Below are 13358 nucleotides of genomic sequence, written 5' to 3'. Positions count from 1 at the left end.
TGTATGTCATTTTCAGAATTTCATTTATTATCCGTGCTTGCTCAGGAAATGAATATGAGAAAAGCAGCTGAGCGGTTGTTCGTTTCCCAGCCGGCTTTATCACAGCGTTTACAATCCATAGAAAAGGATTGGGGCTCGAAACTGTTTTTGCGTTCACAAAAAGGGCTGTCACTGACGCCTGCAGGTGAAGCGGTAATTCGTTTGGCCAATGAGGTTATCGAAAAAGAAGAAAAGGTCAGGGAAAGTATTCAAGCTATGGACCATGAAGTATATGGGACTTTGAAAATAGCCTGTGCTTCGATTGTCGGTCAAAATTGGCTGCCGCAAGTATTGAAAAAGTTCGTTCAAAAATATCCATATGCCAAAATATCCTTAATCACTGGCTGGAGCAGTGAGATTTTAAAGTCTTTGTATGAAGGACAGGTGCATATTGGCATCATAAGAGGAGCCCCGGATTGGAAAGGGGTAAAACAGCATTTGTTTACGGATATGCTTTATTTGGTCGATACTGAAATGAAGGAACTGAATCAGGTGTTCGAAACGGACCGGCCATTCATTCAGTTTAAAAGCGATTCGAATTATTATCAGGAAATCCAGGACTGGTGGCATCGGCAATTTAAAACGACGCCAAAAAACACCATTGTCGTGGATCAAATCGAAACATGCAAACAAATGGTGTTCAATGGTATAGGATATGCAATCCTGCCAGCCATCACTTTACATGATAAAGATACGAATGTTTTTAAAATCCCTCTACTGGATGGGCATAACCACTCAATCGAACGAGATACATGGCTTTGCGGCTATGAATCTGCCTTCCAGTTAAAGCAAGTGCAAGCATTCACGGAAGTGGTGAAAGAGCATATTCGAGATCAAGGAATGTTATAGGTCCGCTGACGAAAATGTCAATAGGGGAGAATAATATATAAGAGTGACATTCAACTTGTCTTGCCGGCAGTTGTCTGGTAAATTTAAAACGAGTAATGATACATATTTAGGAGGTTTACCCGGAATGAATAAAATGGATGCAAACGAAATTATTTCTTTTATCTCAAATAGTAAAAAATCTACACCTGTAAAGGTATATGTCAAAGGCGATTTGGAAGGCATGGATTTTGGTCCAGCTTCTAAAACTTTCATAACAGGAAATACAGGTGTTGTATTCGGTGAGTGGTCTGAAGTCGAAGAAGCAATCAAGGCAGCAGGAACAAAAATCGAGGATTATGTAGTTGAAAATGATCGCCGTAACTCTGCCATTCCTTTATTGGACTTAAAAGGCATCAAAGCCCGTATCGAGCCTGGCGCAATAATCCGTGACCAAGTATCCATTGGAGACAACGCAGTCATCATGATGGGTGCATCAATCAATATTGGTTCTGTCATCGGTGAAGGCACAATGATCGACATGAACGCAATACTGGGCGGGCGTGCAACAGTGGGTAAAAACTGTCACGTAGGTGCAGGTGCCGTTTTAGCAGGTGTCATCGAGCCGCCTTCCGCACAACCAGTCATTTTGGAAGATGATGTTTTAATCGGAGCCAATGCGGTTGTACTAGAAGGTGTGAAAATCGGTCAAGGTTCAGTTGTGGCGGCTGGTGCAGTTGTAACGAAAGACGTTCCTCCTTACTCCGTGGCTGCTGGTATCCCGGCGAGGGTCATTAAACAAATTGACGAAAAAACAAAATCAAAAACAGAAATCATGCAAGAACTTCGTCAACTTTAATTTCTTTAGTGAATATTGCCTGAAGCGTGGATAAATATATCCACGCTTTCTGTATAGGAGGAAATAATGTGAAAATAAATCCTTTTGCCGAGATCCGGCGTGATTTGCATCAAATACCGGAGATAGGGTTCAAAGAATTCAAGACGCAGCAATACCTACTGAATTACATAACGAAACTGGCCCCGGAGCGAATGGAAATAGAAACTTGGCAGACTGGGATTTTCGTGAAAGTGAAGGGATTGAACCCGCGGAAAACAATTGGCTACCGGGCTGATATTGACGGTCTGCCGATAAAAGAGGAAACCGGATTGCCGTTCGCATCCAACCACGAGGAATATATGCATGCCTGCGGTCATGATTTTCATATGAGCATAGGTTTGGGATTATTGACATATTTCACCGAAAATCCGATCGATGATGACTTGCTATTCATTTTCCAGCCCGCAGAAGAGGGACCTGGCGGAGCTGAACCGATGCTTAAATCGGAAACGATGAAAAAATGGAAGCCGGATATGATTCTTGCTTTACATATTGCTCCAGAGTATCCAGTTGGGACGATTGCCGTTAAAGAAGGGCTTCTATTTGCCAATACATCTGAATTATTCATCGATTTGAGGGGAAAAGGTGGGCATGCAGCCTATCCGCATGAAACAAATGACATGGTCATTGCGGCATGTTCGCTTGTAGGGCAGCTGCAAACAATCGTTTCCAGGAATGTCAATCCACTTGATTCAGCTGTTATTACAGTTGGGAAGATTACTGGAGGCACCGTTCAAAATATTATTGCGGAGACAGCGCGGTTAGAAGGCACAATACGCACCCTTAACCCCGAATCGATGGTAAAGGTCAAGTCAAGAATAAAGGCGCTTGTGGATGGCATACAAGTGGGATATGAGTGCTTGGCTGAAATCGACTATGGAGCGATGTATCACCAGGTGTATAATGACGAACGGTTGACCCGGGAATTCATGGAATTTACAGAGAAGTCAACTGCTGTTCATTTGCATCGCTGTACGGAAGCGATGACAGGTGAAGATTTTGGTTATATGTTAAAGGAGATTCCAGGATTCATGTTCTGGCTGGGGGTTTCATCGGATTACGGATTGCACCACGCTAAGTTAAGTCCGGATGAAACTGCGATTGAACTCGCGATCAATCACTTAACGGACTATATAACGTTTAAAGGAAGCGAAGCGTAAAAAATGCTTTTCAGTACAGAACATGCTCTAAAGAGAGAACGAATGACGTTGGAGGGCTTATTGTGAAAAAAGAATTTGCGGTGATTGGACTTGGCCGTTTTGGCGGCAGCATAGTCAAGACATTAGCTGAAGAAGGATTAGGGGTTCTGGCTATCGATGCTGACGAAGATCGAGTGAATGAATTTGCCAGAATAGCTTCACATGCCGTAGTAGGGGATACGACAGATGAAAATGTACTGAGAAACATAGGGATTCGGAATTTTGATCACGTCATTGTAGCGATTGGCGAGAATATTCAAGCTAGTATATTGACGACTCTCATGCTTAAGGAATTGGGTGTCGGAAATGTTACGGTTAAAGCGCAAAATGATTATCATGAGAAGGTTCTTCGTAAAATCGGGGCCGACTATGTCGTGCACCCCGAACGAGATATGGGGAGAAGGATCGCCCATAATATCGTCTCCAATAATATTCTCGATTATTTGGAGCTTTCTGATGAACACTCCATCGTCGAAATTGTTGCAAGCCAAAAGATGAATGGAAACTCGATATTTGACCTTGATATCCGTGCTCATTATGGGCTTAATATAGTCGCGATCAAAAGAGGGAACGACATAAATGTCTCCCCGCAGGCGAGCGATTTAATTCATAAAGGTGATATATTGATCGTCATCGGGGCGGATTCGGACATCAATCGCTTTGAAAAAAAAATTGTGGAATAAGCAGTGCCTGCTCAATTTCGGGCAACGCATACACTTTTTATTCACAAAAAAAGCCCAGCCATCAATGGCTGGGCTTCTATTATTTATTGGACTTCCATGATGATCGGCAGGATCATTGGACGGCGTTTAGTTTTTTCATATAGGAATGGAGATAAAGTGTCTGTAATTTCATTTTTAATTTCAGACCATTGTGTAGTTTTGCGATCCATCACCTTATTTAAATGCTTAGTTATCAAGGATTGAGCATCGCTGATAAGGTCTCCTGATTCTCTCATATAAACAAATCCGCGTGAGATGATGTCAGGTCCGGATGCAATTTTGAATTCCTTCATATTGATGCTGACAACGACAACGACAAGGCCTTCCTCGGAAAGGATCCGACGATCACGGAGAACGATATTGCCGATATCCCCGATGCCGCTTCCATCGATATAAACCGAACCTGAAGGGATTTTACCAGCGATTTGTGCTGTGTTTTCACTAAGGGATAGAACTTCACCATTATCCATGATAAAGCAATTTTCTTCCGGAACTCCGCAATCGACTGCATGGCGGGCATGTAGTTTTTGCATACGGTATTCACCATGGATTGGCATGAAGAATTTTGGTTTAATCAAACGAAGCATCAGCTTTTGTTCCTGCTGTCCGCCATGTCCTGATGTATGAATGTCATTCAAAGGACCTGAAATGACGTCTGCTCCTGCACGATATAATTGATTGATCGTTCTGGAAACACTGATTGTGTTACCTGGGATAGGTGAAGAGGAAAATACTACAGTATCACCAGGAATGATTTGAATCTGACGGTGAGTGCCATTCGCTATGCGCGACAATGCTGCCATTGGTTCACCTTGACTGCCTGTACAAAGGATGGTTACTTTATTCGCAGGCATACGATTCAATTGCTGTACATCAATAAATGTATCTTTAGGCGCTACAATATAACCAAGATCTTGTCCAATTGATATGGCTGAATCCATGCTTCGGCCAAAAACGGCTATTTTACGGCCGTTAGCCACGGCTGCTTCAACAACTTGCTGAAGGCGATGGATGTTCGATGCAAACGTTGCAAAAATAATCCGGCCGTCAACCTTACGGAAAATGTCTTGAATGGTATCGCCGACACGGCTTTCGGACATAGTAAAGTTCTGTACTTCACTATTTGTGCTATCCGAGAGTAAGCACAATACACCTTCTTTACCGATTTCAGCCATCTTGGTCAGGTTTGCAGGCTCGCCCACTGGTGTGAAGTCGAATTTAAAATCACCAGTATGGACAATTTGTCCAGGTGGTGTTTTTACAACGATTCCATAAGAGTCAGGGATACTGTGAGTTGTACGGAAGAATGAGACGGACGTTTTCCGGAACTTGATCACTTCATCTTCACTGATTTCAATCATGGTTGTCTGACGTAAAAGGCCGTGTTCTTCCAATTTATTACGAAGCAGTCCAAGTGCCAGTTTTCCGCCGTACACAGGGACATTCACTTTTCTAAGTAAATAAGGAATCCCGCCAATATGGTCTTCATGGCCATGGGTAATGAAAACACCTTTAATTTTATCTACATTTTTCTCTAAATAGCTGTAATCTGGAATCACATAGTCAATACCGAGAAGCTCATCTTCAGGAAATTTAATTCCAGCATCAATGATGATGATTTCATCTTGAAACTGAACAGCATATGTGTTCTTACCGATTTCGCCTAAACCGCCCAGGGCGAATACAGCTGTTTGATCGTTTTTTACAAATTTCATAAATTATAGCTCCAATACTTTGTAATCTTCATTTTGTTTTTCATATTCTAAATATGCTCCGGTTACGGGTAATACGATTTCTACGTTATAAGGTTCCTTTTTTAATTTTAAACGAACGTCACGAACGGATTCACCTTCGACAAACATTGTTTTAGTATTCTCCCTGATGGGAACCTCTGATATGGTTACTTGATAGTATACCTTAAAAACCATTTTAATCTCTCCTCACTTGTTTGCATTGCTTTTTTCATTATATATAAAAACAACAATTTTTTCATGTTTTTCAACATCATGTAAAAATAAACCCAGCTCCGCCATAAAAACGGAAGGGGTTTGATGAATTAAATATACCAATGTATAAAAGTATATAAAAAAATAGATGGCCGATTCTGGTATTAATCCAATTGTGTCTTCCTCTATCTTATATCCTATCCGTTTTTGCCATGTGTAAAACTTAAATCATGAGATCTTTTTTTCGTAAACGATTTCTTTCTAATTAATACAGTACGACTGTGTATAGCGTTTCATGAAAACACAACGGCTCATATCTTTATTGAAATATGTATTCAACTGACCGTATAAAAGCCAAGATAGAAAGAATGCTTAACAAGAACTTTACAACAAGGAAGAAGCCCTCCGCAAGTTTTTGAAGGGCTGTCCGAAAAAAATTCGCATATGGATGACGGCCAAGGCAGGAATGAGTGGCAAATCATGCGATAAATTTTTTTCTTAAAAGATCATTCCACTGTTTAGCAAGCTTTTTACGAAGCTTTTTTAACATGGCGATCACGCTCCCTTAATTATTATTGTATAGGATTATTCAATAATGTAAATACGTCTTTACAGGTACTTGACCCATTTTTGAAAAAAAAGGCTCATTTAAACAAGCAGCTGGGATTTTGTTAGAAAAGAAGGATGGGAGAAGTAATCTAAGAAAGCATGAGTTGTTTCTATTAAGAATAGTATATGCCCATTCGTGAATAAAAAACGTAAATTGAGTGGAATCCGGTTGTGTTACTTGACTTATCTTGATGACAATTATTAAATGGGTACATATTAAAAAAGGAAAAAATGAATGAATTGGAAGTGAATCGTTAGTGAAAATTGTATTCTTTGATATTGACGGAACGTTGCTTGATCATGAAAAAAAGTTACCTGCTTCAACAAAAAATGCCATTAAGCAACTGCAGGATAGCGGGGTTTTTGTAGCGATTGCCACAGGAAGGGCTCCGTTTATGTTCGAATCTTTAAGGGAAGAGCTTGGTATCGATACATTTGTAAGTTTCAATGGACAATACGTTGTTTTTGAAGGGAAAGTCGTTTATAAAAACCCTTTGAGCATACCTGAGATAAAACGGCTCCACGAACATGCTGAAAAAAATGAAATACCGATTGTTTTCATGAATGAGGAGACAATGAAATCGAGTGTTCCACATCATAGCAGAATTGAAGAAGCATTGAGCAGCCTGAAGTTTCCCCACCCTGAACATGTGGCAGATTTTTATGAGGACCATGATATATACCAAGCCTTATTATTCTGTTCGGAAGATGAAGAAGGGAACTTTGTTGGGAAATATGATGACTTCCATTTCATTAGATGGCATGAGTATTCAACGGATGTTCTTCCATTCGGGGGTTCAAAAGCTGAAGGCATTAAAATATTAATGGAAAAAGTCGGGTTTGCTCTGGAGGATGTTTACGCCTTTGGAGATGGCTTAAATGATATAGAGATGTTAAAAGTAGCGGGATATGGCGTGGCAATGGGGAATGCCGGTCAACTTGTGAAGCAAGAGGCAGACTTTGTAACGAAGGATGTCGATGATGATGGCATACTTTTTGGTTTGAAGGAACTTGAACTGATATAAAAAACAAAACCCCCGTTAACCAGCAGACGGGGGTTTTGCTTATTACGCTACCTTTCCACCGCAATTGAATTTTCCGGAATGGCATAGGGGTCTTCCGGATTGATATGATCATAAAACATGATTCCATTAAGGTGGTCGATTTCATGTTGAAAGCAAATGGCTGCGATGCCTTTCAGACGGAGCTGAACCGATTTTCCTTCCAGGTCCGTACCCACAACCGTTATTCGAGCATAACGGGGCACATAGCCGGAAACGGGACGATTTACGGAAAGGCAGCCCTCCCCGGAAGCCAAATATGCTTTTTCCACTGAATGGCTGATGAGTTTAGGGTTGAAAAGTGCATAGCTATACAGTTGACCATCTTTTTCTTTCAAATGAACCGCGATCATCCTTTTTGAAACATTCACCTGTGGTGCAGCCAAGCCAATTCCCGCCCTTAACCCGTATAGTGCAGCAATATCGGGCTTCTGGCTGTTTTGGACATATTCCATCAAGCTGGCTAAAAGTTGCTTATCTTCATTTGATGCCGGAAGCGGAACCTCTACCGCGACTTGCCTTAAGATTGGATCGTCTTCATTAACAAAATCATCCATGGTAAGCATAATCTTTCACCCCACAAAAATTCTTTAATATGTATAGGATTATTTTAACAAAAAAAATACTGAAAGTTAATGGATGATCTAATGAAAGAAAAATGGCAGGGATGGAATCAAGTCATTAATTCCTATCCCAGCCATTATATTAATTGCGTGTTGAGGTTTATTTAAAAAAATAAATCATTTTTTGTGAATCAGGGTAAATAGTTAACATTTTCGGGTAAAGGTAAAAGTAATTACCTGCTTAGCATAAGCACGCTCCCACAATGATTAACAGAATGAACAGGACAATGATTAGAGCGAAGCCGCTTCCAAAGCCGCCGCAGCCTCCACCATCACCATAACCATAGCTGGGTGCAGCGGAAACCGGATAACAACAATCCTGGTTGTAACCTCCATACATAATTTCATACCTCCGTTTTTTTGTATTATTAAAATGCTGACCACTCTGATTTGAAACGGTCACTACAGCCTATGCAGTATGGCTTAAAGGGTGTAGGCTAGCGCCCAGTAATGAAAAAAACCTGTTCGGAATATGATTGTAACAAGTGTTTGCTGCTAATAAGGGAATTTAGAGAAAAATGAATCTTCGAAGTACTATCAGAAGGAGCTGTCTATGTTGAAGCGTTTTGGTCCATATGTTATTTTACTTCTTTCTTTAGTGATCTTGACTGGTTGTTTTAATGGTTCACCGGAAGAAAGAATCCACAAAATCCTAGAGAAAACTGCAGAAAAGGAAAGTGATTTCACCGAGCATCAAGAGCCTCTTAATGATTTGGAGAAAAAAGAAAAAGAAAAATATGAGAAAATCATTAAACTTGGATTGGATGATTATGAACAGATCGTCGAGCTTTCAGATGAAGCCACCAAGAATATCGACCAAAGGGAAAAAATAATTGAAAAGGAACAAAGCAGTATGCAATCCTCAAAAGAACAATTCAATCAGATAGATGAACAAATCGGGAAAATAGAGGATGAAAAGATAAAAAAAGAAGCGACCGAAATGAAAAAGGTCATGAGTGAGCGCTATAGCACCTACGATAATTTATATGATGCTTATCAACAAAGTCTGGCTTATGATCGTGAATTATATGAACTTTTTAAAAAAGAGGATTTGAAAATGGATGAATTACAAGTGCAAATCGAGAAAATAAATACCTCTTATACAGAAGTTTTGAAAGCAAATGAGGAATTTAATGCATTAACGGAAAAATCAAATCAAAAAAAAGAAAGTTTTTATGATAGTTCTGGCATAGAAATGGCTGATTCAACAAAATAATATAATTAATGATGGGCTGTGATTCTCACTCACAGCCCATATTTTTGTTCAATCCAGTTCATTTAGGGACTGAAAAATTCTAGAATGGTCTTTTTGGTGCAACCAGCTTGATGGGGAATTTTCATACCTGTACTAAAAAAAAACGATAATCAAAATTCTAACAGCAGACTTATATGAAAGCGTTTGAAAATTTTTTTGGAATATTATTCCGAAGGCTTAAATGCCTATAGTTAAAGCGGTTTTGGAATTGATCCGATATGCCGGGGGATTTAAATATTATCCTTCGCCATCTTTAAATTGAAAATTAGGGGAAAATTAATAGTACAGTTGTAAAGTCGAAACTAATACAGAGAAGAAGTATGAGTATTGGAAGTTCTATAAAATCAAAATTATAAGGAACTCCAAGTGATTGACTTGATGTTAATTCATCTTGTAAACTTAATCTATAAAAATTCTTGTATCATTTTCCTTGATTTTTTTTATGGTACAGAATAAGATTGAGACATATTAAGCATATCCACGTTTGAGGATTGGTCTTAAGGGAAAAATAAAAGAATGAATTGTTGAAGAAACTAAAAAGCAAACTATTTTTGCTTTATAGAATAATAATAGCAAACCTTTTTAATGAAAGGATGAGGTGCCAAATGGCTCAAAAAACTAAACAAGCTAAAATTAATGTTCAGGATCAGCTTAAGAAAGTAGAAGAACAATTTGAAACTTTTCAAATTTTAAATGAAGAGGGAGAAGTCGTTAATGAAGCGGCAATGCCTGATTTAAGTGATGAACAATTGCAAGAATTAATGCGTCGTATGGTGTATACACGCATCTTGGATCAACGTTCTATATCACTGAACCGCCAAGGCAGATTAGGTTTCTATGCACCGACTGCCGGTCAAGAAGCTTCCCAAATCGCTTCACAGTATGCTTTGGAAAAAGAAGATTTCATTCTGCCTGGCTACCGTGATGTTCCGCAAATCGTTTGGCATGGCCTTCCGCTTTGGCAAGCATTCTTATTCTCCCGGGGACATTTTAAGGGAAATCAAATTCCTGAAGACGTCAATGTAATTTCCCCTCAAATCATTATCGGCGCTCAATATATCCAAGCTGCAGGAGTTGCTCTTGGGTTTAAGAAACGCGGGAAGAAAGCTGTAGCCATCACATATACGGGTGACGGCGGAACCTCACAAGGTGACTTCTATGAGGGAATTAACTTTGCAGGTGCATTTAAAGCGCCGGCTATCTTCATCGTGCAAAATAACCGTTTCGCAATCTCGACACCGGTTGATTTGCAATCAGCAGCGAAAACATTAGCCCAGAAGGGTGTGGCTGCAGGTATCCCTGGCATCCAGGTTGATGGTATGGATGCGTTGGCCGTTTATACAGCCGTTAAAGAAGCGCGTGAACGTGCAATTAATGGTGAAGGCCCTACATTGATTGAAACATTGACTTACCGTTATGGTCCGCATACGATGGCTGGGGATGACCCGACACGTTACCGTACTTCCGAAATGGATAACGAGTGGGAACTGAAAGATCCATTGGTTCGTTTCCGCAAGTTCTTGGAAAACAAAAAACTTTGGAATGAAGATTTAGAGAACGAAACGATAGAAAAAGCAAAAGACGATATTAAAGAAGCAATCAAATTGGCAGATGCAGAACCTAAGCAAAAGGTAACAGACCTGATTGAAAACATGTATGAAGAAATGCCTTATAACTTAAAAGAACAATATGAAATTTATAAAGAGAAGGAGTCGAAGTAAGCGATGGCTCAATTGACGATGATTCAAGCAATTACAGAAGCATTACGTACAGAACTTAAGAATGACGAGAATGTACTCGTTTTTGGGGAAGATGTTGGTGTTAATGGAGGAGTTTTCCGTGCAACGGAAAATCTTCAAAAAGAATTCGGTGAAGATCGTGTATTCGATACACCTCTTGCTGAATCTGGAATCGGTGGATTAGCGGTCGGTCTTTCTTTACAAGGTTTCCGTCCTGTTCCTGAAATTCAATTCTTCGGGTTTGTATATGAAGTAATGGATTCTGTAAGCGGTCAGCTTGCTCGTATGCGCTACCGTTCAGGCGGACGTTACAGTGCACCGGTTACAATTCGCTCACCTTTTGGGGGCGGAGTGCATACTCCGGAAATGCACGCTGATAGCTTGGAAGGTTTAATGGCTCAGCAACCAGGGTTAAAGGTAGTTATCCCTTCCACTCCTTACGATGCAAAAGGCTTATTGATTTCAGCTATTCGTGATAATGATCCTGTCATTTTCCTTGAGCACATGAAATTGTACCGTTCTTTCCGTCAGGAAGTTCCTGAAGAAGAATATACAATTCCATTAGGAAAAGCGGATGTGAAAAGAGAAGGAACGGATTTATCCATTATTACGTATGGTGCGATGGTACAGGAATCCATCAAGGCAGCTGAGGAATTGGCTAAGGAAGGACATTCCGTCGAAGTGGTCGACTTACGGACTGTATCTCCATTGGATATCGATACAATCATTGCTTCTGTAGAAAAAACTGGACGCGCTATCGTTGTTCAAGAAGCACAAAAGCAAGCTGGTATAGCAGCGAATGTCGTAGCGGAAATTAACGAACGTGCCATTTTGAGCTTGGATGCTCCAGTACTGCGAGTGGCGGCGGCTGATACGGTATTCCCGTTTTCACAAGCTGAAACAGTATGGCTCCCTAATTATAAAGACATTATTGAAACGGCGACTAAAGTCTTGAAGTTTTAACAATCTTAAGTAATGGGAATGAATGTCCTGCTTGGGAAAGTATATCGCATTAACGGTAATGCAAGATAAAGGACTTTATTCAAAGCACTAAGTATGATTTAATATAGGAGGTTGAACTCAGTGGCATTCCAATTTAGACTCCCTGATATCGGAGAAGGTATACACGAAGGTGAAATAGTGAAATGGTTTGTAAAACCAGGAGATAAGATTCAAGAAGATGACGTGCTTTGCGAGGTTCAGAACGATAAGGCCGTTGTTGAAATCCCATCACCGGTGGAAGGTACCGTTGAAGAAATCCTTGTTCAAGAAGGAACGGTTGCCGTTGTTGGCGATGTACTTGTAACTTTCGATGCTCCAGGTTATGAAAATCTTCAGTTTAAAGGGGATCATGGAGAAGAAGCGAAGGCAGAAGGTGATAAGAATACGGAGGCCCAGGTTCAAGCAACTGCTGAAGCTGGACAGGAAGTCAAGAAAGAGGCTGCTCCGGTTCAAGAAAATAATGGTGTAACGGGCGCGGGATCACAACCACAAGTTGAGGCAGATCCTTCACGACGTATCATCGCCATGCCTTCTGTTAGGAAATATGCACGCGAACAAGGGGTAAATATTCGTGAGATTTCTGGTTCTGGGGATAACGGCCGCATCATGAAAGATGACATAGATGCTTTCAAAAACGGCGAAACTGCTCCACAGCAACCGGCAGCTCAAAGTGAAGCTTCACAACAAAATGATACGGAAACAACCGAAAAACAAAAAGTTTCAATTCCAGAAGGGCAATATCCTGAAACTCGCGAAAAAATGAGCGGCATGAGAAAAGCGATCGCCAAAGCTATGGTAAAATCCAAACAGACAGCTCCGCATGTTACATTAATGGATGAAGTCGATGTGACGCTATTGGTTGCTCACCGTAAGAAATTCAAGGAAATTGCTGCACAAAAAGGAATCAAGCTTACATTCCTACCTTATGTTGTTAAAGCGTTAACAAGTGCATTGCGTGAATTCCCTATGCTTAACACATCATTTGATGATGAGGCTAGTGAGATTATCCATAAACACTATTACAATATTGGAATTGCGGCAGACACAGACAAAGGACTGCTCGTTCCAGTTGTAAAAGATGCAGATCGTAAATCAACTTTTGCTATTTCACAAGAAATTAATGAATTAGCGACGAAAGCCCGTGACGGCAAATTGGCTCCTAACGAAATGAAAGGTGCTTCTTGCTCCATTACGAATATCGGTTCCGCAGGCGGTCAATGGTTCACACCTGTAATCAATCATCCAGAAGTTGCCATTCTAGGGATTGGACGCATTGCCGAAAAAGCAATTGTACGCGACGGGGAAATTATCGCCGCTCCAGTTCTGGCATTATCACTGAGCTTTGATCACCGCATGATTGATGGAGCAACAGCTCAACATGCATTGAATCATATCAAAAAGTTATTGAACGACCCAGAATTATTGTTAATGGAGGCGTAA

The 13358-nt window shown here is 40.4% G+C and carries 13 protein-coding genes; 9 read left to right on the top strand and 4 right to left on the bottom strand.

All coding sequences use genetic code 11. The features are described 5' to 3' along the window. The first annotated feature begins 3 nt into the window (after nt 1–3). From J7J00_RS10765 to J7J00_RS10750, 4 genes are all read left to right on the top strand, one after another. Entirely contained in the window at nt 4–888 is an 885-nt protein-coding gene (locus J7J00_RS10765) for a transcriptional regulator CcpC (RefSeq protein ID WP_063231999.1), read from the top strand. A gap of 124 nt (nt 889–1012) precedes the next feature. Continuing rightward, nucleotides 1013–1723 (top strand): 2,3,4,5-tetrahydropyridine-2,6-dicarboxylate N-acetyltransferase, encoded by a 711-nt coding sequence (dapD, locus tag J7J00_RS10760; RefSeq protein ID WP_141992439.1) that lies wholly within the window; start codon nt 1013–1015, stop codon nt 1721–1723. 74 nt (nt 1724–1797) lie between these two features. Further along, nucleotides 1798–2922, top strand: coding sequence for an N-acetyldiaminopimelate deacetylase (locus tag J7J00_RS10755; RefSeq protein ID WP_214790788.1), 1125 nt, complete (start codon nt 1798–1800; stop codon nt 2920–2922). A 62-nt stretch (nt 2923–2984) separates the two neighbouring features. Continuing rightward, complete coding sequence (locus tag J7J00_RS10750) at nt 2985–3644, top strand: potassium channel family protein (protein WP_192203910.1); 660 nt, start codon at nt 2985–2987, stop codon at nt 3642–3644. An 83-nt stretch (nt 3645–3727) separates the two neighbouring features. On the opposite strand, the gene rnjA is transcribed toward J7J00_RS10750, so the two are convergent. Together rnjA and J7J00_RS10740 are read right to left on the bottom strand one after the other, a co-directional pair. After that, on the bottom strand, nt 3728–5398 hold the full coding sequence (gene rnjA, locus J7J00_RS10745) for a ribonuclease J1 (protein WP_034314071.1): 1671 nt from the start codon (nt 5396–5398) through the stop codon (nt 3728–3730). 3 nt (nt 5399–5401) lie between these two features. After that, complete coding sequence (locus J7J00_RS10740) at nt 5402–5611, bottom strand: DNA-dependent RNA polymerase subunit epsilon (RefSeq protein WP_034314070.1); 210 nt, start codon at nt 5609–5611, stop codon at nt 5402–5404. Nucleotides 5612–6495: 884 nt separating this feature from the next. Between J7J00_RS10740 and J7J00_RS10735 the strand changes: the two genes are divergently transcribed. Next, nucleotides 6496–7263 carry a Cof-type HAD-IIB family hydrolase gene (locus J7J00_RS10735; RefSeq protein ID WP_309487158.1) on the top strand — a complete coding sequence of 256 codons (768 nt, stop codon included), beginning with the start codon at nt 6496–6498 and terminating at the stop codon, nt 7261–7263. 47 nt (nt 7264–7310) lie between these two features. On the opposite strand, the gene def is transcribed toward J7J00_RS10735, so the two are convergent. Both def and J7J00_RS28860 read right to left on the bottom strand, forming a co-directional pair. Beyond that, nucleotides 7311–7865: a peptide deformylase gene (gene def, locus J7J00_RS10730; protein WP_214790494.1), complete on the bottom strand. Its 555-nt coding sequence runs from the start codon at nt 7863–7865 to the stop codon at nt 7311–7313. A gap of 238 nt (nt 7866–8103) precedes the next feature. Further along, nucleotides 8104–8262: a YjcZ family sporulation protein gene (locus J7J00_RS28860; RefSeq protein ID WP_214790492.1), complete on the bottom strand. Its 159-nt coding sequence runs from the start codon at nt 8260–8262 to the stop codon at nt 8104–8106. Nucleotides 8263–8475: 213 nt separating this feature from the next. On the opposite strand from J7J00_RS28860, the gene J7J00_RS10720 reads away from it, so the two are divergent. The 4 genes from J7J00_RS10720 (at nt 8476) to J7J00_RS10705 (ending at nt 13358) form a co-directional block, all read left to right on the top strand. Next, the gene (locus J7J00_RS10720) at nt 8476–9138 is read left to right on the top strand and encodes a YkyA family protein (RefSeq protein WP_214790490.1); all 663 of its coding nucleotides are present in this window, start codon (nt 8476–8478) and stop codon (nt 9136–9138) included. A gap of 644 nt (nt 9139–9782) precedes the next feature. Next, nucleotides 9783–10898 carry a pyruvate dehydrogenase (acetyl-transferring) E1 component subunit alpha gene (gene pdhA, locus J7J00_RS10715; RefSeq protein ID WP_214790488.1) on the top strand — a complete coding sequence of 372 codons (1116 nt, stop codon included), beginning with the start codon at nt 9783–9785 and terminating at the stop codon, nt 10896–10898. 3 nt (nt 10899–10901) lie between these two features. Next, nucleotides 10902–11879, top strand: a complete 978-nt coding sequence (locus J7J00_RS10710; protein WP_076366780.1) for an alpha-ketoacid dehydrogenase subunit beta — start codon at nt 10902–10904, stop codon at nt 11877–11879. 120 nt (nt 11880–11999) lie between these two features. After that, the gene (locus J7J00_RS10705; RefSeq protein ID WP_214790486.1) at nt 12000–13358 is read left to right on the top strand and encodes a dihydrolipoamide acetyltransferase family protein; all 1359 of its coding nucleotides are present in this window, start codon (nt 12000–12002) and stop codon (nt 13356–13358) included.

The sequence above is a fragment of the Bacillus sp. ISL-4 genome, assembly GCF_018613275.1.
Lineage (GTDB): Bacteria > Bacillota > Bacilli > Bacillales > DSM-1321 > Peribacillus > Peribacillus simplex_E.
Note: the sequence above shows the minus strand (reverse complement) of the source record. Positions and strands in the feature narration are given on the sequence as shown.